This window comes from Pseudomonas sp. TE6288 (assembly GCF_054062095.1).
In genome coordinates, this window is the sequence record NZ_JBSSEW010000004.1 from 100348 (window position 1) to 121942 (window position 21595).

At 63.8% G+C, this 21595-nt stretch carries 25 protein-coding genes; 10 read left to right on the plus strand and 15 right to left on the minus strand.

Translation table 11 applies throughout. The annotated features are described in order from the left end of the window. From ACVWY1_RS05255 to ACVWY1_RS05285, 7 genes are all read left to right on the plus strand, one after another. A complete protein-coding gene (locus ACVWY1_RS05255; RefSeq protein WP_457377891.1) occupies positions 1 to 1335 on the plus strand; it encodes a c-type cytochrome in 1335 nt (444 codons plus the stop codon). Positions 1336 to 1401: 66 nt separating this feature from the next. Continuing rightward, the gene (locus ACVWY1_RS05260) at positions 1402 to 2415 is read left to right on the plus strand and encodes an XdhC family protein (RefSeq protein ID WP_457377892.1); all 1014 of its coding nucleotides are present in this window, start codon (positions 1402 to 1404) and stop codon (positions 2413 to 2415) included. 83 nt (positions 2416 to 2498) lie between these two features. Beyond that, positions 2499 to 3080, plus strand: a complete 582-nt coding sequence (locus ACVWY1_RS05265; protein ID WP_102684430.1) for a hypothetical protein — start codon at positions 2499 to 2501, stop codon at positions 3078 to 3080. Between the two features lie 63 nt (positions 3081 to 3143). Next, on the plus strand, positions 3144 to 3698 hold the full coding sequence (locus ACVWY1_RS05270; RefSeq protein ID WP_457377893.1) for a lipocalin family protein: 555 nt from the start codon (positions 3144 to 3146) through the stop codon (positions 3696 to 3698). Positions 3699 to 3758: 60 nt separating this feature from the next. Further along, on the plus strand, positions 3759 to 4064 hold the full coding sequence (locus tag ACVWY1_RS05275; RefSeq protein WP_110698570.1) for an NIPSNAP family protein: 306 nt from the start codon (positions 3759 to 3761) through the stop codon (positions 4062 to 4064). A 137-nt stretch (positions 4065 to 4201) separates the two neighbouring features. Continuing rightward, entirely contained in the window at positions 4202 to 4624 is a 423-nt protein-coding gene (locus ACVWY1_RS05280) for a DUF2231 domain-containing protein (protein ID WP_102684433.1), read from the plus strand. Further along, positions 4621 to 5907 carry a PQQ-dependent sugar dehydrogenase gene (locus ACVWY1_RS05285; protein ID WP_457377894.1) on the plus strand — a complete coding sequence of 429 codons (1287 nt, stop codon included), beginning with the start codon at positions 4621 to 4623 and terminating at the stop codon, positions 5905 to 5907. The genes ACVWY1_RS05280 and ACVWY1_RS05285 overlap by 4 nt, the downstream gene beginning before the upstream one ends. A 90-nt stretch (positions 5908 to 5997) precedes the next feature. On the opposite strand, the gene ACVWY1_RS05290 is transcribed toward ACVWY1_RS05285, so the two are convergent. From ACVWY1_RS05290 to ACVWY1_RS05335, 10 genes are all read right to left on the minus strand, one after another. After that, positions 5998 to 6258, minus strand: a complete 261-nt coding sequence (locus ACVWY1_RS05290; RefSeq protein ID WP_110698574.1) for a hypothetical protein — start codon at positions 6256 to 6258, stop codon at positions 5998 to 6000. A 72-nt stretch (positions 6259 to 6330) separates the two neighbouring features. Then, positions 6331 to 6897, minus strand: a complete 567-nt coding sequence (locus ACVWY1_RS05295; protein WP_110698576.1) for an EndoU domain-containing protein — start codon at positions 6895 to 6897, stop codon at positions 6331 to 6333. A gap of 77 nt (positions 6898 to 6974) precedes the next feature. Then, on the minus strand, positions 6975 to 7757 hold the full coding sequence (locus tag ACVWY1_RS05300; RefSeq protein ID WP_139672073.1) for a glycoside hydrolase family 19 protein: 783 nt from the start codon (positions 7755 to 7757) through the stop codon (positions 6975 to 6977). Between the two features lie 92 nt (positions 7758 to 7849). Further along, positions 7850 to 8236, minus strand: coding sequence for a hypothetical protein (locus ACVWY1_RS05305; protein WP_457377895.1), 387 nt, complete (start codon positions 8234 to 8236; stop codon positions 7850 to 7852). A gap of 31 nt (positions 8237 to 8267) precedes the next feature. Next, positions 8268 to 8441 (minus strand): hypothetical protein, encoded by a 174-nt coding sequence (locus ACVWY1_RS05310; RefSeq protein ID WP_250888410.1) that lies wholly within the window; start codon positions 8439 to 8441, stop codon positions 8268 to 8270. Positions 8442 to 8484: 43 nt separating this feature from the next. Further along, positions 8485 to 8790, minus strand: a complete 306-nt coding sequence (locus tag ACVWY1_RS05315; protein ID WP_110698584.1) for a hypothetical protein — start codon at positions 8788 to 8790, stop codon at positions 8485 to 8487. Beyond that, positions 8790 to 9062, minus strand: a complete 273-nt coding sequence (locus ACVWY1_RS05320; RefSeq protein ID WP_110698586.1) for a hypothetical protein — start codon at positions 9060 to 9062, stop codon at positions 8790 to 8792. Before ACVWY1_RS05320 ends, ACVWY1_RS05315 begins: the two co-directional genes overlap by 1 nt. A gap of 87 nt (positions 9063 to 9149) precedes the next feature. Then, a complete protein-coding gene (locus ACVWY1_RS05325; RefSeq protein ID WP_110698588.1) occupies positions 9150 to 9764 on the minus strand; it encodes a DUF2589 domain-containing protein in 615 nt (204 codons plus the stop codon). 11 nt (positions 9765 to 9775) lie between these two features. Then, complete coding sequence (locus ACVWY1_RS05330) at positions 9776 to 10264, minus strand: DUF2589 domain-containing protein (RefSeq protein ID WP_110698590.1); 489 nt, start codon at positions 10262 to 10264, stop codon at positions 9776 to 9778. Positions 10265 to 10464: 200 nt separating this feature from the next. Beyond that, complete coding sequence (locus tag ACVWY1_RS05335; RefSeq protein ID WP_110698592.1) at positions 10465 to 11484, minus strand: helix-turn-helix domain-containing protein; 1020 nt, start codon at positions 11482 to 11484, stop codon at positions 10465 to 10467. A 223-nt stretch (positions 11485 to 11707) separates the two neighbouring features. On the opposite strand from ACVWY1_RS05335, the gene glpT reads away from it, so the two are divergent. After that, positions 11708 to 13060: a glycerol-3-phosphate transporter gene (gene glpT, locus ACVWY1_RS05340; RefSeq protein ID WP_046856272.1), complete on the plus strand. Its 1353-nt coding sequence runs from the start codon at positions 11708 to 11710 to the stop codon at positions 13058 to 13060. A gap of 53 nt (positions 13061 to 13113) precedes the next feature. Here the strand turns inward: glpT and ACVWY1_RS05345 are convergent, their stop codons facing one another. Both ACVWY1_RS05345 and ACVWY1_RS05350 read right to left on the minus strand, forming a co-directional pair. Then, positions 13114 to 13401 carry a HigA family addiction module antitoxin gene (locus tag ACVWY1_RS05345; RefSeq protein WP_046856273.1) on the minus strand — a complete coding sequence of 96 codons (288 nt, stop codon included), beginning with the start codon at positions 13399 to 13401 and terminating at the stop codon, positions 13114 to 13116. Positions 13402 to 13908: 507 nt separating this feature from the next. After that, positions 13909 to 14196: a hypothetical protein gene (locus tag ACVWY1_RS05350; RefSeq protein ID WP_457377896.1), complete on the minus strand. Its 288-nt coding sequence runs from the start codon at positions 14194 to 14196 to the stop codon at positions 13909 to 13911. A gap of 458 nt (positions 14197 to 14654) precedes the next feature. On the opposite strand from ACVWY1_RS05350, the gene ACVWY1_RS05355 reads away from it, so the two are divergent. Further along, positions 14655 to 15731 (plus strand): type I restriction endonuclease, encoded by a 1077-nt coding sequence (locus ACVWY1_RS05355; RefSeq protein WP_277503379.1) that lies wholly within the window; start codon positions 14655 to 14657, stop codon positions 15729 to 15731. A 61-nt stretch (positions 15732 to 15792) separates the two neighbouring features. Here ACVWY1_RS05355 and ACVWY1_RS05360 read toward each other — a convergent pair whose 3' ends face one another. Beyond that, entirely contained in the window at positions 15793 to 17589 is a 1797-nt protein-coding gene (locus tag ACVWY1_RS05360) for a glycoside hydrolase family 15 protein (protein ID WP_457377897.1), read from the minus strand. Between the two features lie 243 nt (positions 17590 to 17832). Here ACVWY1_RS05360 and ACVWY1_RS05365 point away from each other — a divergent pair, with 243 nt between their 5' ends. Further along, positions 17833 to 18882 carry a 3-oxoacyl-[acyl-carrier-protein] synthase III C-terminal domain-containing protein gene (locus ACVWY1_RS05365; RefSeq protein ID WP_102684440.1) on the plus strand — a complete coding sequence of 350 codons (1050 nt, stop codon included), beginning with the start codon at positions 17833 to 17835 and terminating at the stop codon, positions 18880 to 18882. 46 nt (positions 18883 to 18928) lie between these two features. On the opposite strand, the gene zwf is transcribed toward ACVWY1_RS05365, so the two are convergent. After that, the gene (gene zwf, locus ACVWY1_RS05370; protein ID WP_277503377.1) at positions 18929 to 20437 is read right to left on the minus strand and encodes a glucose-6-phosphate dehydrogenase; all 1509 of its coding nucleotides are present in this window, start codon (positions 20435 to 20437) and stop codon (positions 18929 to 18931) included. Next, positions 20438 to 21457 (minus strand): phosphogluconate dehydrogenase (NAD(+)-dependent, decarboxylating), encoded by a 1020-nt coding sequence (gene gnd / locus ACVWY1_RS05375; RefSeq protein ID WP_256582509.1) that lies wholly within the window; start codon positions 21455 to 21457, stop codon positions 20438 to 20440. It lies immediately after the preceding gene. Positions 21458 to 21595 lie beyond the last annotated feature (138 nt).

Consider the following 21595-nt stretch of genomic DNA (forward strand, 5'->3'; position numbering starts at 1 on the left):
ATGAACAACAGCCGATTCGCAAGAACCGCAGGCTGGCTGGCCTTGCCGTGCCTGGTCGCGGCAGGCCTGCTGGCCTGGTACGTCACCCGCGAGCCTGCCTCGCCCTTCAGCGCCTCGGACAGCGCCGACGCCGCCCTGGTCAGCCGCGGCGAATACGTCGCCCGCCTCAGCGACTGCGTGGCCTGCCACAGCCTGCCGGGCAAGGCGCCCTTTGCCGGAGGCCTGGAAATGGCCACGCCGCTGGGGGCGATCCATGCCACCAACATCACCCCGGATCGCGACCACGGCATCGGCGCCTACAGCCTGGCCGACTTCGACCGTGCCGTGCGCCAGGGCGTCGCGCCGGGAGGGCGACGGCTGTACCCGGCCATGCCCTACCCGTCCTATGCCAAGCTCAGCGATGACGATGTGCGGGCGCTCTACGCGTTCTTCATGAAGGGCGTGCAACCGGCAGCCGAAGCCAATATACCCAGCAGCATTCCCTGGCCATTGAACCTGCGCTGGCCCATCGCCCTGTGGAACGGCCTCTTCGCACCGACCACCGCCTATGCGCAGAAACCCGACCAGGATCCGCTGTGGAATCGCGGCGCCTACATCGTCCAGGGCCCCGGCCACTGCGGCAGTTGCCATACGCCTCGGGGCCTGGCCTTCAACGAGAAAGCCCTGGACGAAAGCGGCGCGCCGTTCCTCGCCGGGGCCCTGCTCGATGGCTGGTACGCGCCGAGCCTGCGCCAGGACCACAACACCGGGCTCGGGCGCTGGAGCGAAGCCGAGATCGTGCAGTTCCTCAAGACCGGGCGCAATCGCCATGCGGTGGTGTACGGCTCGATGACCGAGGCGTTCAACAACTCCACGCAGTTCATGAGCGACGACGACCTGGGCGCGATCGCCCGCTACCTCAAGGCATTGCCCGGTGACCCTCGACGTGATGGTGCGCCCTGGCAGTACCAGGCGACGGCCGCCGCACCTGATGCGCCCGGCGCGCACACCTACGCGACCCGTTGCGCCAGCTGCCATGGCGCGGATGGCAAGGGCCAGGCCGAGTGGATGCCGCCGCTGGCGGGGGCCACCTCGATGCTGGCCGCAGAGAATGCCTCGGCGATCAACATCACCCTCAACGGCTCGCAGCGCATCGTCGCCGCCGGGGTGCCGGACGCCTACCGCATGCCGGCGTTCCGCGAGCAGCTGTCGGACCGGGAGATCGCCGAGGTGCTGAGTTTCGCCCGCAGTGCCTGGGGCAATCAGGGTGGCGCGGTGCAGGCCAAGGCGGTGGGCGAGCTGCGCGGGCATACCGACCCTGCCAGCAGCAGCCCGATCATCCTGCATATGCGCTGATACCGCCATCGCGGGGCAAGCCCGCTCCCACGTGTGAAGCGTGGAGCACAGACAACCGAGGACACCATGGAAAGCATCGACCTGCTGGTCCTGCGCACCACCCACGACTGGCTCCAGGCCGGGCACCGCGTGCTGCTCGCCACTGTCGCCCGCACCTGGGGCTCCTCCCCTCGCCCGGTCGGCTCGATGATGGCGCTGCGCAACGATGGCCGGGTGGTTGGCAGCGTGTCCGGCGGCTGCATCGAAGACGACCTGATTCATCGCTACACCACCGCCTATGGCGGCCCCGGCCTGCCTCAGGGCAGGCCCGAGGTGATTCGCTATGGCGTCAGCGCCGACGAGGCCCACCGCTTCGGCCTGCCCTGTGGCGGCACCCTGGAGCTGATCCTGGAATTCGAACCGGCCGCGTTGCCCCTGCTGCAACTGCTGGAGCACCTCGACCAGGGCCGGCTGATGCGCCGCCGACTGGCCCTGCAAAGCGGCGCGGTGAGCCTGGCAGCCACCGCCACCCCCGAGCAGTTCAGCTTCGACGGCCAGCACATGGTCAACACCCTCGGTCCCGGCTACCGCATGCTGCTGATCGGCGCCGGGGCACTGGCCGAATACCTGGCGACCATGGCCTTGTTCAACGGTTTTCGGGTGGCGGTGTGCGACCCTCGCCCCGAACACATGGCCACCTGGGCGGTGGCCGGCGTCGAGCACCTCAAGGGCATGCCGGACGATGCGGTACGCGCCTTCAACGCAGACCTGCGTACCTGCATCATCGCCGTCAGCCATGACCCCAAGCTCGACGACCTGGCGCTGCTCGAGGCCCTGCACAGCCCGGCGTTCTACATTGGCGCCATCGGCTCGCGGCGCAACAGCCAACTGCGCCGCGAGCGCTTGATTGACCATTTCGGCGAGAGCGAGGTTTCGCTGCAACGCCTGCATGGCCCCATCGGCATCTACATCGGCAGCAAGACCCCGGCGGAGATCGCGGTGAGCGTGATGGCCGAAGTGCTGGCCGCCAAGAATGCCGTGACACTGCCCGGGGCGGTGAGCGTATCCGGCGCCAAGGCCCTGGAACAGCCAGCCTTGTAAGCGGGCCACACACCGGCCAACTACTGTCTATGCTTGCTCAACGCGAACCACCCATCGGTATCGACCACAAGGAAGACAGGCCAATGAACTCGACTCTCGCCCGCGCCATCGCTTTCACCTCGCTCATCGGCGCGGCCAGCCTCACCGCCCACGCGGCCGAACTGCCCATCGCCAGCGAGGCGCTGGAAAGCCATATCACCACCGAAGTGACCAAGATCGACCTGCCCAACCGCCAGGTCACGGTCAAGGGTCCCCACGACAAGGACGTGACCTTCCAGCTCACCGAACAGGCCAAGGCCCTGCCCAACCTCAAGGTCGGCGACCAGGTCGACATCAAAGTCACCCGTGCCATCGCCTATGTACTGAACACCAATGTCGGCGGCGCGCCCAAGGCCTCCGAGGAATCGGGCACCATCCGCGCCACCGCGGCCAACCCCAACCCAGGTGGCGAGGCTTTCCGCCAGGTCAAGGTCACCTCGCAGATCAAGAAGATCGACCTGAACACTCATGAAGTCACCCTGCTGCCGCCCGAAGGCAAACTGCAGGTGGTCAAGGTCGAGAATCCCGAACTGCAGGCACGGATGAAAAACCTCAAGGTCGACCAGACCGTCGAAGCCATCTTTACCGAAGTACTGAGCGTGGAAACTTCCCGCCCAGCCCAGTAAAACCTTTGGCCGGCCCGCGCATCGAAAGCCATGTGAGCCTTTCCCCCCTTCAGGAGGTTTCCCATGGCGATGCGCCTGGCCGTGCCGTTTTGCTGCTGCCTTACCCTCGCGCTCACGGGCTGCACCAGCGCCCGCGACGAGCAGCCACCGCCCACCACGCAACAGGTCGAGCTCCAGCGCTATCAGGGCACCTGGTATGAACTGGCGCGCCTGCCGATGTTCTTCCAGCGCAATTGCGTGCAGTCCGAGGCCCGTTATGGCCTGCGCGAGGACGGGCGCATCGACGTCACCAACCGCTGCCTGGAAAAGGACGGCCAATGGAACCAGGCCAATGGCATCGCCGAGGCGCAGGTGCCCGGCCGCACCGACAAGCTCTGGGTGCGCTTCGACAACTGGTTCAGCCGCCTGGCACCGAACCTGACCAAAGGCGAGTATTGGGTGCTGTACCACGATGCGGATTACCGCGTGGCACTGGTCGGCCACCCGAACCGCGAATACCTGTGGCTGCTGTCGCGCACCGCGACCGTCAGCGACCAGACCCGCGACCAGCTACTGGCGCTGGCGCGCAAGCAGGGGTATCCCACCGAGCAATTGATCTGGCGCCAGGCCAGGCCCTAGCCGCCCACTCCCGTGCACGGTAAGGTGAGCCTCCCCGGCTCACCCAAAGGATTGCGTGCAATGATCACCTGCCACCTCAAGTACATCATCGACCCCTACCAGGTCCCCGCCTTCGAAGCCTATGGCAAGCTGTGGATCGGCCTGGTCAACCGCATGGGCGGCAGCCACCATGGCTACTTCCTGCCCAGCGAAGGCGCCAACAATGTCGCCTATGCCCTGTTCAGCTTCCCCAGCCTGGCGGCCTACGAGCAGTACCGCAAAGCTTCGGAAACCGACCCCGAGTGCATCGCCGCCTTTGCCCTGGCCACCGAGCAGCGTTTCATCCTCAGCTATGAGCGCAGCTTCCTGCGGCCCGTGCTCGACTGAATTTCCCAGGCAAGACCCAGGCTCCTGCAGGCGCCCGTAAAGCCAACGGCAAACGCCACTGAACTATTGCACCTCGATCACGATCCTCACCTAAGCACCCTCGACCCAGGATCGTCGATCGACAAGGAGCCTAGCCAGTGACCACTACCACCCTCCCCCGTTGCACCCCAGGGCCGCTGCACGCGACCCTGCTCGCCGGCAGCGTGCCGCTGTTTCTCGGCGCCCTGCTCAGCGACATTGCCTACTACCAGAGCTACCAGATCCAGTGGAGCAACTTCGCCGCCTGGCTGATCGCCGGGGCCCTGCTATCCAGTGGCCTGGCGCTGCTGTTTGCCCTGGCCAACCTGATCCGGGCGCCACGCAAGGCCGGTCGCCCGCTGCTGTACGTGCTGTTGCTGCTGGTCACCTGGGTACTGGGCCTGGTCAACGCCTTCGAGCACGCCAAGGACGCCTGGGCCGTGATGCCCGCAGGCCTGGTGCTGTCAGTAGTGGTCACGGTGCTGGCCATGATCGCCACCTGGGCCGGCCTGACCCGCCTGCGCACGGAGGGCGAAGCATGAAGCACGCATTGAGCGCCCTGAGCATGGCCCTGCTGCTCAGCGCCTGTGGCGGCGACGGCGAGAAGACCCAGGCCCATGGTCCGGACCCGAAATTGCCGGCCCCCGAACGCGGGCTGCTGCCAAGCATGAAGATCGCCCAGCCGGCCGCCTGGGGTGAGCAAAAACCCCAGGTGCCCCAGGGCTACCGCATCAGCGCCATCGCCACCGACCTGAAGATCCCACGCCAGACCCTGGTGTTGCCCAATGGCGACATCCTCGTTGCCGAAGGCCGTGGCGGCAACGCCGCCAAGCTCAAGCCCAAGGACGTGATCGCCAGCCAGATCAAGGCCAAGGGCAACACCCAGGTCAAGGGCGGCAACCGCCTTACCCTGCTGCGCGACGCCGACGGTGATGGCCGCTACGAACTGCAGACGGTATTCGCCGAACACCTCAATGCCCCCTATGGCCTGGCCTATGCCGACGGCAAGCTGTACGTGGCCAACCAGGACGCGCTGGTGCGCTTCGATTACCAGGACGGCCAGACCCAGGCCGGTGGCCCGCCGACCAAGGTCACCGACCTGCCCGCCGAGATCAACCACCACTGGACCAAGTCGCTGGCCATCAGCCCCGACGGCCGCTACCTGTACGTCGGCATCGGCTCCAACAGCAATATCACCGAGCGCGGCATGGAGGCGGAGGTCGACCGCGCCATGGTCTGGCAGGTGGACGCTGCGACCGGTGCCCACCGGCCTTATGCCACCGGCCTGCGCAACCCGACCGCGCTGGCCATCCAACCACGCGACGGCAAACTGTGGGCAGTGGTCAACGAGCGCGACGAGCTGGGCCCGGACCTGGTGCCGGACTACCTGACCTCGGTGCAGGAAGGCGCGTTCTATGGCTGGCCATACAGCTACTGGGGCCAGAACGTCGATGACCGCGTGCGGCCGCAGAACCCGGACAAGGTGAAAGCCGCGATCAAGCCCGACTACAGCCTCGGCTCGCATGTGGCGGCGCTGGGCGTGGCCTTCTCCAACCCGGCCATGGGCGACACCTTCGCCGACGGTGTGTTCGTGGGTGAACACGGCAGCTGGAACCGGCCGAACCCGGTGGGCTACAAGGTGATCTTCGTGCCGTTTCGCGACGGCAAGCCGGCCGGCAAGCCGGTGGATTTCGCCACGGGCTTTCTTGGCGGGGACGGCAAGACCCGTGGCCGGCCCGTGGGGGTGACCGTCGACCCGAAGGGGGCGTTGATCATTGCCGACGACCTGGCCAACACCCTGTGGCGGGTGACTCGCGAGCCGTAGGGGCGCCAGGGCTTTTCAGGTGCTCAACACGAGCGTGCAGCGCTCGCGTTGAGCACCTGGCTAGCGCCATGCACATTTTGCAAGGCGCGTTCAGGCCTTGCCTGCAAACGACTCCAAGGCTTTGATGAAATCCTGCAACGGCAGGTGTACGGCCGGCCAGCCTTCGATGTAATAGTGCTCGATCACCACCGTGTCCTCTTCGAACGCAACATGGTAGGCATTGCCACTGTAGGGCTCCACCACTCGGTTGAGGCGCGCGGCAAGGGCCTTTTCCAGCAAATGCTCGCGTGCCACGGCCGTCACCTCATCGTCCAGGAACTGCTGCAGACTGCTGGATGGGATGTTGGACATCAGCAAACTCCTTTGTTGTGCTGACGAAAAGAGCCGGGCATCACGCCCGGCCCTGCAGAGAGTGACGCAGAATCAGTAGTCAGGATAGGCGGTGGTCACCACCGTGCCACTGGCGTTCATATAGCCGACGATGTTGAAGGACGCCGCCGGGTTGCCCGCCTGGCAACTCGCCCCCGACGGCCCGTGGAACTCGCCGTTTACCAGCCCGGTGCGGTTGTTGTACGCGTTCTGGATGGCCGCCACCACGTTGGCTTGTGAGCAAGTGTCAGGAAACATCGTGGAGACGGTCTTGGTGCCGGTCGCGCCATTTTGGGTGATGTTGAAGTTGCGCAGCACGTAGATCCCGGCCGGACCACGCGGGGTATTGGTGGTGGCAGCGGTAAAGGTCACGGTGGCAGGCGACTGGCCGTTCGGCCTGCTGTGAAAGCCCTTGGCCCGGTTGCCGGCAGCCTGCACCTGAACCTCACCACAGAACACATGCTGCTGGTTGACCGCGGGCGCGCCGCCCGAGTTGGGTTGCGGGCATTGCACGGCGGCCTGGGCAGGCGCCATCGGCACCAGGGTGAAGGCCAAGCTGCCGATAATCGCCAGACCAGCCAGCACGGCACGTGCAGGGGTTGCTACGAAAGTCTTTTTCATCTTGAAGCTCCTTTTTGCAGTGACAGGACGTTGTTGTCCTCTGGCTCCGCCGCTGCCGGCGGAAAGCGGGAGTGGGGTCAGCCGAGCAGCAGCCACTTGGCCCGGGCTAGATAAGCGGCACGATCATCGAGGCCGTTGAAGCCGCCGTTGACGCGCCGGGTGACTTCGCGCAGGTCATCCTTGTCGGCCCAGTCGTTGAGCTTGCGGTTGGCCCAGAACCAGCCGGCGACATCCACCGCCAGGGCCGGGTCGCTGCTCACCAGGGCGGGGTCGTCCTTGTTCTCGAAGTCGCGCGTGCAGTACTGGCCGTACTGGCGATAGTTGGCGCGGCCGGTGAGCTGAATCAGGCCACGACCCTTGAAGCGCGGGCCGTCGCCCGGCTGCAGGTTGCCGAGGTCCTTGCGCCCTTCGTAGGCACTCCCGCTGGCCAGCTCTTCGGTGTATCGAAGGCAGCCACTCTCATGGGCGATCTGGGCGAGGAAGTGAGCAATACGCAGTGGCGTGTCGATGCGGTAGCGGGTCAGCACCTCCAGCAACGGCTGATGGAACGCCGTGATGCGTGCGCTGCTGGCATTGATCAGCGCCAACCACAGCTTGGCCACGCCGAGCCCGCCGGGCAGCCCGACCCGCAAGGCGGCCAGGGTCGTGTCGCCCGGCGCTACCGGTTTGCCGGCCGGGCTGCCGATGATTTGCTGGAAGCTCTCAAGGGCGCTGCGCGTGCCTGCGCCCCAGAGGCCATCGGTGCCGAGCGCGCAACTGAAGCCGCGTTGCCCGCTGTTGAGGTTGAGCAGCAGTTGCAGGCTGCGCACATCGGCGGGCGCATTGCTACCGCCGGTTCCTACGGTGTTGGTGATGCACATGGTCTGCTCCTTTTTCGGGCAAGCCGCTCCCCGTGGGGCAGCGGGCAGGCCGTGCCTTGGTGTCGAAGCGAGAGGTGTCGTGGGGGTTGGCGCTACTTACCGGATGGCAAGAGCGTCAGGCTGTAAGCCAGCTTGTTGCGTTGGGTAAACAGTTGCACCTGCAAGCCACCGCCACCCTGGCTGCTCTGCAGGTAGCCCTGCGCCAGTTGCCCGCACAGGCCAGCGCCTGCGCCATCCAGGCCATAGCTGTTGACCTGCCCGTTGGCCCCGCTGTACTCCAGGTCGAAGCCGCATTTCCAATTGCCGTTGAAACGCACCTTGCCGGCGCGATCCCCCAACCCGGCGGCGGGTTCAATGTCCAGGACGACGGGGATGTCGCGGCCATCGTCCTTGAAGGTGCCGCGGTACTCGACGGCCCAGGCCGTTGCCAGGCTGGTGAGGGCCAACGCCCCCACCAGTGCAGTTGCCAACTGTTTCATGGTGACTCTCCTTGTTGGTTGAATGCAGGGTTCAGAACGCCAGCACCAGCCCCGCCCACTTGGCGATGCTCAGGGCCAGGTCAGGCTGGATCGCGCCCAGAGCCACCAGCGCAGACAGCACCGCAGCACCGATGGCGCACAGCACGCGTCTGGTGGTGGACATACGCGCCGGTTGCGCGGTTTTTTTCTTCAGGATCGTGCGCATGGTTCGAGTCTCCTGGGTTGACAGCAGCAGCCGCATCGAGCGGTCAGTTCGCCTGGCCATCAGCGGGCCTCCGGTAGTGCCCGAACAGCTCGCCATCGAGGCGCACGACGATCGCCGCATGGGCATCGCCGGGCACGACAATGCTCAGTTCATGCAAGGTCTGCTTACCGCGTGGCGGGCGGCCGACCCGCAACGCCAGGCAGCCCGAGACATCGCCTGGCTCGACGGTCGCGGCCAGCGACACCTCCATCTGGGCGATGCGGATGCCCGGCCAACGCGCCCCTGTGACCTGCTGGGCGCCGGCCATGGCACCGCCGAGGGCCTGGACGAATTCTTCGAGGTGGTTCATCACGAGGCCTCCTGCTCGTCAGGCAGCCAGAACGGCCGACGGGCGAAGCCCACGTGGTAGATGAGCGACTGCAGCACCACCTGGTGCTCGCCGATGTTGAGCAGGTTGAAGCTCTTCTCGATGCCGACGATGCGCCCCTTCGGCGGCTCGCAGAGACAGCGGTTGAGCAGCGCGGTCTGCGCCTGGATCACATCCTGCGACGTCAGCTTCTCCGGATCGGTGCTGCCGACGACGATGCGTTTCACATATCCCACGTCCGTTAGATCGAACATCACGGAACTCCTTTCCGGAAAAGACTGACGGCCAACCCCCGGTCAAGGCTCAGGCGAACCCAGGGCTGACGCTGGGCCGCTCACCCTTTACTGCTGGGTGATGGCTTTTGGCGCAACCGACTGCGAGATCATGTCCAGCACCCGGGCCAGCCCTTCCGGCATTCCGTCGTCGGCGGCGTGCACCTCGACGTGGTACTTGGCCGACTGGTCGGTGGAACGGGTGTTCTCCTTGTGCGAGGACACCGAGCCTGAGATGTTGACTTTGGCGCTGAACGGCCCCCAGCCCACACTGGCCTCGGCCGACATCGCCGCCTGGGCGTCGGTGGCTTCGCGCGATTGCTCGGAGTTCTTCACCTCCATGTCGAAGGTGATGTCGACCTTGTTGATCGACAGGTTCGGCACCTTGACCACCGCCAGCAGCGGTACTTCCAACTCGACCCGTTCCATGGGGATGGTGCCGTCGTCGGGCTTGCTGGTGGAGGGACGGTCGAAGCGGAAGCTGACCGTACGCACATCACCCACCCGGTTGGGGTCGGTGTTGTTCGGGTCAGGCGCCGGTGGCAGGAAGCCGATCACCTTGATGAAGTCGGCGGTAGCGTTGGCCAGGCGGACCTGGGCGTCGCAGGCGGCGGTCAGCGGACCACCGATCAGGTCGCCCATGGGCAGGCCGCGGAACTGGTCACCCATCGAGAAGTTAGCCATTTCTGTGTCTCCTAGATCAATTTATCGAGGTTTTGCAGCAGCCGAGCCATCCCCTCCGACGGGGGCTGGGTTTCGACTTTGAGGGTGACGCGCGCCAGTGGCCCGCCTTCACCATTGCGGCGAACGCCCAGGTCGACGTTCAGAGCCTTGTGGTTCTCGCTCGGCCAGCCCGAGCCATCGGCGCCGGCATTGGCCGGCCCGACGTTCGCAGCCGAGCCGTCATCGGCGTTCAGCCCTACCTCGAACGAGATTTCCATGTCCTTGACGGCCATCAGCCGTGCCCCCACCAGCGACAGCAGCGGCACACGCACCACGCGCTCCTCGCCTTCGCGCGCTTCGGGCGAATGGGACGGCAGGCGCACATCGATGCTCACCGGTCGGTTGTCTTCGTCGAAGTACTGGCGCACGGTCGATACCTGAAAACGCTGGATCTTGTCCTGCGCCTCTGCGACCGCGCCGGCGATGCTCTGGATGAGGTGGTGGAGGGATTGATTCGCCACGTCCGACGCTCCTTGTCTGTTGCGGTGCCGATGCCGTCCGGGTGGCTTCGCAGTTCGTGCGTTGCAGGTTCAGGCCCTGACGACGGCACCGGATTGAAGGGTGGTTGGGTTACCCGTTGAATCCAGATTACGGTCAGGGCCACGCACTGTCCGGGGCTGGGCGTCCCAAAAACCTGGTCAGCCGTCCCAGGATGCGGGGGTTACTGGCCAGCCAGTTCATGCAGCCAACGGGCCAGTGAAGGCGGGGCGTGCGCGCCGCTCGCCGCGGCGTAACTGGCACTCAGCTCACCGCGCTGCAGCGCCCTCCGGGCGGCACGGGGCGACAGGCCGAAGGCCTTGCGAAACGCCTTGCTGAAATGCCCTTCGTCGGTGAACCCGTAGACATAAGCCAGGTCGCCGATACGCCGCCCGGCATTGGCGGGCTCGCCCAACGCCAGCAGGCAACGCCGCAGACGCCGTTGCAGCAGATAGCGCGCTACCCCGCCGAACGGTTCGAACGCCCGGTACAACTGGCTGCGCGAGGTACCCAGTGCCTTGGCCACAACGGCCGGGGTAAGGTCGTCACGCTGCAGGTTGCCCTCGATGTAACGACGGGCGCGCCGCCCCAAGGTCTCGGCGTCCGGTACGACAAGCGCAGGGTCGGTCACCGCGCTGGCCAGGCACGCGGCGATCACATGGAGCAAGGGCTCGGTCAGCCGTGTGCAGTCATCCTCGGTCAGGCGCGGTGCGGCCACCGCCAGCGACGCCAGCAGGCGCCCCAGAAGGCCGCCCATCGTGCTTTGCCGGCACAATCGCAGGCCATGGAGTTGCCCCTTGGCATGGGGCACCACTACGCGCGGGATGACCAGGCTCAGCCCCTCGCCTGCGGCCATGCCGAATGCCGCCGGCTGGGCCAGGTCCAGCACCACTACATCCTGCACGCGCACGCGTAGGCCATTGCCGCCGGCCAGCCCACGTTGCAGCGGCAGGTACAACACATAGTGATCCAGGTCACACCAGGCCAGACGCGCTCGATCACGCACATAGCGGGCAGCGTCCAGGCGACCGCTACACAACAGGAACCGCTTGAAATGAAAGACCGCGAGCGAGGCGTCAACCGAGGTCCCGGCACGGGCCGTGGTGCCGAACAGCACCGAGGGCCAGCCGGGATGATTTTCCTGACCGAGGTGCAGGTGGGGCAGCAGCGTGGCGCGGTCGATTGGCGTTGCGTGAATATCCATGGGATTGGCTCTTCCGTCCGTAGTAGAGCCGGAAAAGTGGTCCACAACTGACCAGTTCGTAGCCAATCGCCATCATCAATGTCAGAGGATGCCTTGCGCTGCCGTAATCACCCATGCGCAGGCTTTCACAAAAGAACAACCACCCGGCCTAAAACCGAGATTTTTTCCGTAACGAAAATGTAATATTCGATTTCGCATACCTATAACAAGCTGGGAGCTTCACATGTTTGCCTTCTTCCGCCCTGCCGCGCACCAGGCGCCGCTGCCCGACGAGCGCGTCGACAGCACCTATCGCCGCCTGCGCTGGCAAATCTTCGCCGGGATCTTTTTCGGCTATGCCGGCTACTACCTGCTGCGCAAGAACTTCTCCCTGGCCATGCCCTACCTCATCGAGGAAGAGGGCTACACCCGCGGCCAGCTGGGCCTGGCGATCTCCGCCATCGCCATCGCCTACGGTTTGTCCAAGTTCCTCATGGGCCTGGTTTCGGACCGCTCCAACCCACGCTACTTCCTGCCCTTCGGCCTGCTGATCTCGGCCGGGGTAATGTTCATTTTCGGTTTCGCGCATTGGGCCACGTCCAGCGTGACGATCATGTTCGTGCTGCTGTTCATCAACGGCTGGGCCCAGGGCATGGGCTGGCCGCCAAGCGGCCGGACCATGGTGCACTGGTGGTCGCAGAAGGAGCGCGGCAGCGTGGTGTCGGTGTGGAACGTCGCCCATAACGTCGGCGGCGGCCTGATCGGCCCGCTGTTCCTGCTGGGCCTGGCCTGGACCAACGACTGGCACGCGGCCTTCTACGTGCCTGCCACGGTCGCCGTGCTGGTGGCCGTGTTCGCCTTCGCCACCATGCGCGACACTCCGCAGTCGGTCGGCCTGCCACCGGTCGAGCAGTACAAGAACGACTACCCCGAAGGCTACGATGAGAGCCACGAGCAGGAGTTCAGCGCCAAGCAGATCTTCGTCCAGTACGTGCTGTGCAACAAACTGCTGTGGTACATCGCCCTGGCCAACGTGTTCGTCTACCTGCTGCGCTACGGCGTGCTGGACTGGGCGCCAACCTACCTGAAGGAAGCCAAGCACTTCAGCGTCGACACCACCTCGTGGGCCTACTTCTTCTACGAGTGGGCCGGCATTCCCGGCACCCTGCTGTGCGGCTGGATGTCCGACAAGATCTTCCGCGGCAACCGTGGCCTGACCGGCATCGTGTTCATGGCCCTGGTGACCGTGGCCACCCTGGTGTACTGGCTCAACCCGCCGGGCAACCCGACCATCGACATGATCGCGTTGTTTGCCATCGGCTTCCTGATCTACGGTCCGGTGATGCTGATCGGCCTGCAGGCGCTGGAACTGGCGCCGAAGAAAGCCGCCGGTACCGCGGCAGGCTTCACCGGGTTGTTCGGCTACCTGGGCGGCTCGGTCGCGGCCAGCGCGGCGATGGGCTACACCGTCGACCACTTCGGTTGGGATGGTGGCTTCGTGATGCTGGTCAGCGCGTGCGTGCTGGCGATTGCGTTCCTGATTCCGACCTTGCGCCATACCAAGGTGGCCAGTGCCGGTCGTGAGGCAGTGGCCTGACAGCCTCGTGCGACACTCAGGTAAAAGCCCGGGGCCTGCACCCCGGGCTTTTTTCAAGCGGCTTGATGCAACCGCGTGATCACCGGTTGCTGACGCTGGCGCGCCTGCCAGATGTCGTAGTCCACCTGGATCGTCAGCCACAGCCGCGCCGTGCTGATGCCGGCCATTTCCAGGCGTACCGCCAGGTCCGGAGAAACCGCTGCTCGGCCATGAAGGACCCGCGACAGCGCCTCACGCGAGAAACCCAGATGCTCGGCGAACGCCTTGACCGTCAGGCCCAAGGTCGGCAGGACATCTTCACGCAGGGTTTCGCCGGGGTGAGGCGGGTTGTGCATAGCCATGATCCAGACCTCCCGTTTCAGAGCGAGAAAGTGTCACCCGGTGAGTCAGGCCCCACCAACTGCTAACTGTGACTTGATACTTCAACTTCGTGGTACATCACCCTTGCTACCAGCCGTTTAAGGGTCTTTTGGGCGCAAAGGTTGTTGACCGCATCAGGGCCTCCAAGTATCCGCCGCAAGCCTTGCAGCGCCTATCAGATCGAGCGCCGCCCGCGCGGCGCATCGCTGGCAAGCCAGCTCCCACATTTATTTCGGGCCAGTTATGCCTTCGCCGCCGCGGCTGTACGCCTTGTCGGTACGACGCGGTTTCAGCGTGTGCACCACTGGCGTCCTACCTGTCTCAAGACATGCACCAAGGCGGACAGCGATAACCTCACAGGACAGACTGGCCCGAAATAAATGTGGGAGCTGGCTTGCCAGCGATGCGCCGCGCGGGCGGCGCTCGAAATCCCAGGCACTGCAAAGCTTGCGCCGGACACCTGGTGGCTGCCCGCAGGATGCGCCACCTCAATGCCGTGTCTGCGGCTCACCTGGTATCTGTACCTGCGCCAACGCCGAGTCCAGCAGCGCGCGCACGGTTTCCATCTCGTGCACCGCCGTCAGCGCCAGCGTTGCACCGAGCGAATGCGGATGCGAGGCCAGCACCGACTGATGGGCTACGATCAGGGCGCAGCGTACATATTCCGCTGCCTGGATCAGGGTGTCTTCAAGATGATAAGGGGAAGGATTGGATGACGGTGGATCCGGACGATCTTTAACATGGCACTGCTCCCTTTGCTTGAAAGATACCGCCATTCAATACCTTGCAAGTAATGGTGGCGGTCGTGTGCAGGGCTGCAAGACCGGGGCAATAGGAGAAAACCCGGCTGGCCCGAAGGCCACCCACACACAACCGCCATAAATCAGCCACAGACAAACGTCAGCAGCATAGCGGTTAGCGCTAGGCTTCCTATCACACACAGGCTTGCAGACCTGGTCGCTGAATTGGCAACGACCGAAGGAGCCTAGATTGATGAGAAAACCGTAGCAATGGCCCAGGAGGGGTAAAAGGATGATTCGGAAACGGACTACAAGCAATGAGGAAAATCTGATCGTTCTGCGGATGTAGGATTAACTTTCAGGCCGCTACATTGTGCTTTCACCTGCCTGTTCGGGTATCCAGCATGGATGAAACGACAGTAGCGGCAAGCAGATCCCCCATAGTAGCGTCTTGCCTCTACCGCCCGGATGGGCGAGCACGCACTGGAGCGCAAATGGAATTTGTAGAACGTCTCAACGCGATGGCCGCCAAGGTCAACCAACTGGCTTCGAGCATTCAAACTGAAGAAGCTACTAAAACTGCATTCATCATGCCCTTTATCCACTCCGTTCTGGGCTACGACGTTTTCGACCCGTCCGAAGTTGTCCCAGAATACGTCTGTGACGTAGGCACAAAGAAAGGTGAGAAAATTGATTACGCCATATTGAAAGATGGTGAAATCCAGATACTCATCGAAACAAAGAAAATTGGCGAACCCCTCAACATCAACCATGCCAGTCAATTGTTCCGCTACTTCCACGTCACAACCGCCAGAATTTCAATATTGACGAATGGGCGGCATTACCGCTTCTTCACAGACCTTGACGCACCGAACAAAATGGACGAAAAGCCATTTTTGGAAATCGACCTTCTCGATATTGATGAGCACGTTATCCCGGAGCTGCAGAAGCTTACAAAATCAGCTTTCGACGTTGACTCAATAATCAATGCAGCAGGAGAGCTCAAGTACGTCGGGCAGATCAAACGAGTCATCGCATCACAATTCAGCCAACCTGACGACGACTTTATAAAATTCTTCGCCTCACGCGTCTACGACGGCGTTATCACTCAAAAGGTGAGAGAGCAATTCGGCCTGCTGACTCGCAAGGCAGCATCTCAATTCTTGAATGACCAGATCAACGATCGCCTGAAGTCAGCCATGAGTGGTGTTTCTTACCCAACCCCTGCTGAAAAGGTTGTTACCGAAACGCAGAGTGATTCCACGGATAACGCAGAAGATCGCATTCAAACCACAATGGATGAGTTGGAAGGCTTCCACATAGTCAAAGCTATTGTTCGTACCACTGTGGACTCCAAACGTGTCATCCACCGAGATACGCAGAGCTATTTCGGGATTCTGCTGGACGACAACAACCGAAAACCGATTACCCGGCTTCACTTCAACCGCTCACAAAAATACATCGGTATTTTCGACAAAGATAAGAATGAGACACGCCACCCCATCAACTCATTAGACGACATCTACGAATTCGCTGACCAGTTAAGGGACACCGTGGGCTATTACGAGTAAAGAAAAGACGCCCTCGCCACTGGAGTGCACCCAGGGCGAAGGTAACCCTACCGTCTCACCATCAACTGCCCCCCGCCCGATCCCGCACCGGACACTGCGCCCGGTGCAGGTTCAGCGCCGTATTGATGATGCCGATATGGCTGAACGCCTGCGGGAAATTCCCCAGCATCCGTTTGCCCACCGGGTCGTACTGCTCGGCCAGCAATCCCACGTCATTGCACAAGCCTGTCAGCCGCTCATAAAGCGCCTGCGCCTCCTCCTGCCGCCCCAGCAGCACATAGACATCCGCCAACCAGAACGAACACACCAGGAACGTCCCCTCACCTGGCGTCAGGCCGTCGCTGCAACTGTCGCTGTCGTAGCGCAGCAGCAGGCCGTTGCGCAGCAGGCGGGTTTCGATCTGTTCGAGGGTGCGCAGGAAGCGTGGATCGTCGGCGGGCAGAAAGCCGGTCAGGGCGATCTGCAGCAGGCTCGCGTCCAGCTCGGTCGAACCGTAGGCCTGGACGAAGTGGCGCCCGTCGGCATCCAGCCCGCGGCGGCAGACCTCGTCACGGATCTGGTCCGCCACCTGACGGTAATGTCGCCCCCGCTCACGCCCTTCCTCGGTGGTGTCGGCCAGGCTCGCCGAGCGGTCGAAGGCAACCCAGGCCATGACCTTGGAGTGCACGAAGTGCTGGCGACCGCCGCGCACCTCCCACAGCCCCTCGTCGGGCTCGCGCCAGATGCTTTCAAGGTACGGCAGGATCGAGCGGGCGATGGCGGCGCTGCGCGGATGCCGCGGCAGCCCGCCCTTAATGGCCTGGGTCATGGCGTCGGCCAGTTCGCCGTAGATATCCAGCTGCAACTGCTCGGAAGCGGCATTGCCGACCCGCACCGGCTGCGAATGCTCGTAACCGGCCAGCCAGGGCAGGCTGAACTCCGGCAGGTCGCGCTCCCCCGCCAGCCCATACATGATCTGCATCTGCTCGGGGTTGCCCGCCACCGAGCGCAGCAACCACTCGCGCCAGGCCTGGGCTTCGTCGAAGTAGCCGAGGTTCATCAGCGCCAGCAAGGTCATGGTGGCGTCGCGCAGCCAGCAGTAGCGGTAGTCCCAGTTGCGCTCGCCACCGACACGCTCGGGCAGCGAGGTGGTGACGGCGGCGACCATGCCCCCGGTGGGCGCGTAGGTCATGGCCTTGAGGGTCAACAGCGAGCGGCGTACCCGCTCGGTGTACGGGCCAACGTCGGGGCAGCGGGCGGCGAAGGCCTGCCATTGGTTGATGGTCTGCTCGAGGTCGTGGTCGACATCGCAACCGGGCTGCACAGGCAGGTGCGAGGGCTGGTGGCAAAGGCTGAACACCTGGCGCTCACCGGCGCGCACGCGAAACCGGGCGACGCTGTGGTGGTCCCGGCCATGGGTCTCGGTGCTGCTGCGCAGGATCAGGCGATCGGGGCCGGCAACCGCGCTAAGGGTCAGCGGGTCGAGTTTCTCCACCCAGGGCACGCTGCGGCCATAGTCGAAGCGCAGCACCAGGTCCATCTCGAACGCCGTCTCGCCGGCCAGGCCCTCGACAATGCGCAGCACAGCATTGGATTCGCCCAGGGGCATGCAGTCGAGCACACGGGCGCGACCGCTGGCGGTGGTCCAGGTGGTTTCCAGTACCAGGGTGTCGTCGAGGTAGCGGCGGGCGCTGTGTTCGACCGGGTCGCTGGGGGCGATGCGCCAACGGCCGTTTTCCTCGTTGCCCAGCAATGCGGCGAACACCGCGGGAGCGTCGAAGCGTGGCAGGCACAGCCAGTCGAGGGCGCCGTCGCGGTTGATCAGGGCGGCACTGCGACAGTTGCCGATGAGGGCGTAGTCTTCGATCAGGGCGGGCATCTCGGATCCTCAGGCGGTGGGCGTGAGTTTGGATGCCGAAGCGGGATTGCAGGTTCCGTTGAGCTGCACTCTGTGCAGGTTACCGAGGCGTTCGAATCGATGCGCAAGAACATTGATCCACGGCACAGACCCACTGTTGCGCTGTGTTAGAAATACCGGGCCAGTGGTTGCTTTTCAGGATGAATAAGCTTCTACCCCTGCGCAACCAGTGCGCTGAGTCTCTACTTTCAACAAGGACGTTATATGAAGATTGTCGGTTTATCCGGAATACTGCCCTCACGCTGCGTCAGCAACCAGGACGTGATCAACCTGGTGGAAGAACACTCCCGGGACACCTTCCAGGAAGACTTGCCGAAAACACTGAAGACCATCGGCAAGTTGCTGGAAAAAAGCGGCAGCGACACACGCCATTGGCTGGCGGCTGACGAGACGCCGATGCAATTGATGGAGGCGGCGTTCGATGCGGCGCTGGCCCAGGCCAATATCGGCAAGGCCGACCTGGACCTGCTGATCTATCCCAATGTCACCCGTGGCTTCATCGAGCCGGCCAACAGTACCTTCATCGCCAAGGCGCTGGGCCTGAACTGCCGCAACTTCGATGTGGTCGACGCCTGCAACGGCTGGGTGACGGCAATGGACGTCATCAACAGCAAGATGCAAGCGGGTGAAATCCGCTACGCCGCCATCGTCAACATGGAGTTCGGCATGTCGGCGGGCGGGCCGGTGATGCCCAAGAACTTCTCGCTGCAGTCGCCGGCCGAACTGGCCTACAAATTCCCGAGTTTTACCATCGGTGAAGCCGCCGTTGTCACCATCCTCAGTAACGAGGCAGCGGATAACTTCAAGTTCTCGTACATCAACCGACCTGACCTGAGTGACTTGTCGACGATCTCGTTGCCGGACTGGAAACTGTTCTGCAACGAGGAGGATATTGCCAGGATCGAACCTACCGGCGGCCAGTATCAGTTCAACTCCTATGCCGCCGCCTTGCACGAAGACGGTCGCAACGAAGCGATAAAAGTCTTCAACCTGCAGAAGCTCACGGCGGACGACGTGCACAAAGTGTTCATCCATACCGGCTCGCCAAAGATGTGGGAACATATTGGCCAGATGATCGGCGTCGATCACAAGTTGCATCACGTCGGGCACAAGACCGGCAACATCATTACCGCATCGATTCCCTTCGGCATCTTTGATGCGATGAGCCGGGGCGAAGCCGAGCAAGGTCAGTTCTGCATGGGCTGGGCGGGCAGTGGCGGGATGGTGTTCTCGGCCCTGTCGTTCACCTTGTAGTACGCATCTGCGCACCTACCGCCAACGGCGGTAGGTCGCTGCAGGCTCACCCCAGCTTATGCCACTCGCGCTTGTCCCGCGCCAGCAGCTCGTCGCCGGCCTCGGGGCCATCCTCTCCCGCCGCATACTCATGCACCTGGCCACCCTCGGCCGCCCAGGCATCGAGGAACGGCTGCACGGCACGCCAACCGTTCTCGATATTGTCGGCGCGCTGGAACAGGGTCTGGTCACCGGTAAGGCAGTCGTAGATCAATGTCTCGTAGCCGGTCGCCGGGGTCATCTTGAAGAAGTCCTTGTAGGCGAAACCCAGCTCGACATTCTCCATCACCAGCTCCGGCCCCGGGCGCTTGGCCTGCAAGTCGAACCACATGCCTTCGTTGGGCTGGATCTGGATCTTCAGGTAGTTGGGCTTGGGCCGCTCCAGTTCGCTTTCGCGGAACTGCGCGTAGGGCGCCGGCTTGAAGCAGATGGCGATCTCGGTGTCGCGCACGCTCATGCGCTTGCCGGTACGCAGGTAGAACGGCACCCCCGCCCAGCGCCAGTTATCGATCATCACCTTGAGGGCGACATAGGTCTCGGTCTGGCTGTGCGGGGCGACATTGGCCTCCTCGCGGTAGCCGGGGAGTTTCTTGCGGCCCTGCTTGCCGGCGCCGTACTGGCCACGCACGGAATTGCGCAGGGCCATTTTCTGCGACCAAGGGCGAATGGCGCCGATCACCTTGGCCTTTTCACCGCGCACCGCATCAGCGCCGAAGGCCGCCGGCGGCTCCATGGCGACCATCGCCAGCAGCTGGAACAGGTGGTTGGGCACCATGTCGCGCAGGGCGCCGGTATTGTCGTAGAACGCCCCGCGCGTCTCGACGCCGACGGTTTCGGCGGCGGTGATCTGCACGTGGTCGATGTAATGGTTGTTCCAGAACGATTCGAACAGGCCGTTGGAGAAACGGCTGACCAGGATGTTCTGCACGGTTTCCTTGCCCAGGTAATGGTCGATGCGGTAGATCTGCCGCTCGTTCATCACCTTGAGCAGGCAAGCGTTCAGCGCTTCGGCGCTGGCAAGGTCAGTGCCGAAAGGTTTCTCCACCACCACCCGGCGAAAGCCGCCACCCGACTCGTCGAGCAGGCCGGCGTCGCCCAGGCGCTGGGCCACCTCGGGGAAGAAGCGTGGCGAGGTGGCCAGGTAGAAGATGGCATTGCCATGGCCGGTTTTAGCGATGCGCCGGACCAGGGCCTGGTAAGTCTCGGGGTCGAGGAAGTCGCCGGTCTGATAGTCCAGGCGCTTGGCCAGGCGCGCCCAGCGCTTCTCGTCCAGGCACTTGGCACGCCCTTCCACGCCCTTGTCCCGCGCCTGCATGAACGCATGCAGGCGCGCGGCAAAGTCCTCGGCCGTGGCCGGGTTGTGGTCGACCCCGACGATACGCAGGTTGCGGTCGAGCAGGCCGTCACGGCTGAGGTTGTACAGCGCCGGCATCAACAGGCGCTTGACCAGGTCGCCGTTGGCGCCGAACAGGAACAAGGTGCATGGCGGCGCCGCGGGGATGGTCGTTCTAGTCATCTAGTCCTTCTTTTTCTCGACGTGGCCGCCGAAGCCCAGGCGCATGGCGGAGAGGATCTTGTCACCGTAGGTGCCCTGCTGCTGGCGCGAGCGGAAGCGGGCAAACAGCGCGCTGGACAGCACCGGCACCGGCACGGCCTGTTCGACGGCGGCGTCGATGGTCCAGCGCCCTTCGCCGCTGTCCGATACCGAGCCGCTGAATTCGGTCAGTTGCGGGTCGGCGACCAGCGCGTCGGCGGTCAGGTCCAGCAGCCAGGAGGTGACCACGCTGCCGCGGCGCCACACTTCGGCGATCTCGGCGACATTGAGGTCGAAGCGCTGTTCTTCCGGCAGTTCCGGGCCACCCTTGCTGCGCAGCAGGTCGAAACCTTCGGCGTAGGCCTGCATCAGGCCGTACTCGATGCCGTTGTGCACCATCTTCACGTAGTGACCGGCGCCGGGCGGGCCGGCGTGGATATAGCCATGCTCGGCGCGCTCGTGCTCGCCGCTGCGGCCCTGGGTGCGCGGAATGTCGCCGACGCCCGGGGCGAGGGCCTTGAACAGCGGCTCCAGGCGCTCGAACACCTCTTTCTCGCCGCCGATCATCATGCAGTAGCCACGGTCCAGGCCCCACACGCCGCCCGAGGTGCCGACGTCGAGGTAGTGCAGGCCACGCTTGCCCAGCTCGGCGGCGCGGCGCACGTCGTCCTTGTAAAAGGTGTTGCCACCATCGATGATGGCGTCGCCCGGCTCGAGCAGGTCGGCCAGTTGCGCGATGGTCTGCTCGGTGATTTCGCCCGCGGGCAGCATGACCCACACCGCGCGCGGCGCCTTGAGTTTCTGCACCAGCGCACCGAGGTCGTGGGCGCCGACGGCCCCCTCGCCTTCCAGGGTGGTGATGGCTTCGCGGTTGCGATCGTGGACCACAGTGCTGTGACCTGCGCGCATCAGGCGCCTTGCGATATTGCCGCCCATGCGGCCAAGCCCGATGATTCCCAGTTGCATGTGCCGACGCTCCCGTTGGTTTTGCTTTACAACAATTGAAGATTTCAGATTAGTCCAGCGTTCTGGCGTAGGGTTCACCGACGAACGGGGCGACAACGATAAACAAAAAAGTTCCCAAGGGCCTGCAAAGAATTCAGAATGCGCGCCGCGTGAAGCGTCTACGCTTCAAAATGT

Bases quoted from the DNA above. Each gene is read 5' to 3' on its own strand.
- ACVWY1_RS05310 (WP_250888410.1), bottom strand. From the start codon at position 8,441: ATGCGCACGATCCTGAAGAAAAAAACCGCGCAACCGGCGCGTATGTCC.
- ACVWY1_RS05335 (WP_110698592.1), bottom strand. From the start codon at position 11,484: ATGGATATTCACGCAACGCCAATCGACCGCGCCACGCTGCTGCCCCAC.
- ACVWY1_RS05255 (WP_457377891.1), top strand. From the start codon at position 1: ATGAACAACAGCCGATTCGCAAGAACCGCAGGCTGGCTGGCCTTGCCG.
- glpT (WP_046856272.1), top strand. From the start codon at position 11,708: ATGTTTGCCTTCTTCCGCCCTGCCGCGCACCAGGCGCCGCTGCCCGAC.
- ACVWY1_RS05350 (WP_457377896.1), bottom strand. From the start codon at position 14,196: ATGGCGGTATCTTTCAAGCAAAGGGAGCAGTGCCATGTTAAAGATCGT.
- ACVWY1_RS05325 (WP_110698588.1), bottom strand. From the start codon at position 9,764: ATGGCTAACTTCTCGATGGGTGACCAGTTCCGCGGCCTGCCCATGGGC.
- ACVWY1_RS05345 (WP_046856273.1), bottom strand. From the start codon at position 13,401: ATGGCTATGCACAACCCGCCTCACCCCGGCGAAACCCTGCGTGAAGAT.
- ACVWY1_RS05300 (WP_139672073.1), bottom strand. From the start codon at position 7,757: ATGTGCATCACCAACACCGTAGGAACCGGCGGTAGCAATGCGCCCGCC.
- ACVWY1_RS05360 (WP_457377897.1), bottom strand. From the start codon at position 17,589: ATGCCCGCCCTGATCGAAGACTACGCCCTCATCGGCAACTGTCGCAGT.
- ACVWY1_RS05365 (WP_102684440.1), top strand. From the start codon at position 17,833: ATGAAGATTGTCGGTTTATCCGGAATACTGCCCTCACGCTGCGTCAGC.
- ACVWY1_RS05305 (WP_457377895.1), bottom strand. From the start codon at position 8,236: ATGAAACAGTTGGCAACTGCACTGGTGGGGGCGTTGGCCCTCACCAGC.
- ACVWY1_RS05355 (WP_277503379.1), top strand. From the start codon at position 14,655: ATGGAATTTGTAGAACGTCTCAACGCGATGGCCGCCAAGGTCAACCAA.
- ACVWY1_RS05270 (WP_457377893.1), top strand. From the start codon at position 3,144: ATGGCGATGCGCCTGGCCGTGCCGTTTTGCTGCTGCCTTACCCTCGCG.
- ACVWY1_RS05315 (WP_110698584.1), bottom strand. From the start codon at position 8,790: ATGAACCACCTCGAAGAATTCGTCCAGGCCCTCGGCGGTGCCATGGCC.
- ACVWY1_RS05265 (WP_102684430.1), top strand. From the start codon at position 2,499: ATGAACTCGACTCTCGCCCGCGCCATCGCTTTCACCTCGCTCATCGGC.
- ACVWY1_RS05290 (WP_110698574.1), bottom strand. From the start codon at position 6,258: ATGTCCAACATCCCATCCAGCAGTCTGCAGCAGTTCCTGGACGATGAG.
- ACVWY1_RS05285 (WP_457377894.1), top strand. From the start codon at position 4,621: ATGAAGCACGCATTGAGCGCCCTGAGCATGGCCCTGCTGCTCAGCGCC.
- ACVWY1_RS05295 (WP_110698576.1), bottom strand. From the start codon at position 6,897: ATGAAAAAGACTTTCGTAGCAACCCCTGCACGTGCCGTGCTGGCTGGT.
- zwf (WP_277503377.1), bottom strand. From the start codon at position 20,437: ATGACTAGAACGACCATCCCCGCGGCGCCGCCATGCACCTTGTTCCTG.
- ACVWY1_RS05275 (WP_110698570.1), top strand. From the start codon at position 3,759: ATGATCACCTGCCACCTCAAGTACATCATCGACCCCTACCAGGTCCCC.
- ACVWY1_RS05320 (WP_110698586.1), bottom strand. From the start codon at position 9,062: ATGTTCGATCTAACGGACGTGGGATATGTGAAACGCATCGTCGTCGGC.
- ACVWY1_RS05260 (WP_457377892.1), top strand. From the start codon at position 1,402: ATGGAAAGCATCGACCTGCTGGTCCTGCGCACCACCCACGACTGGCTC.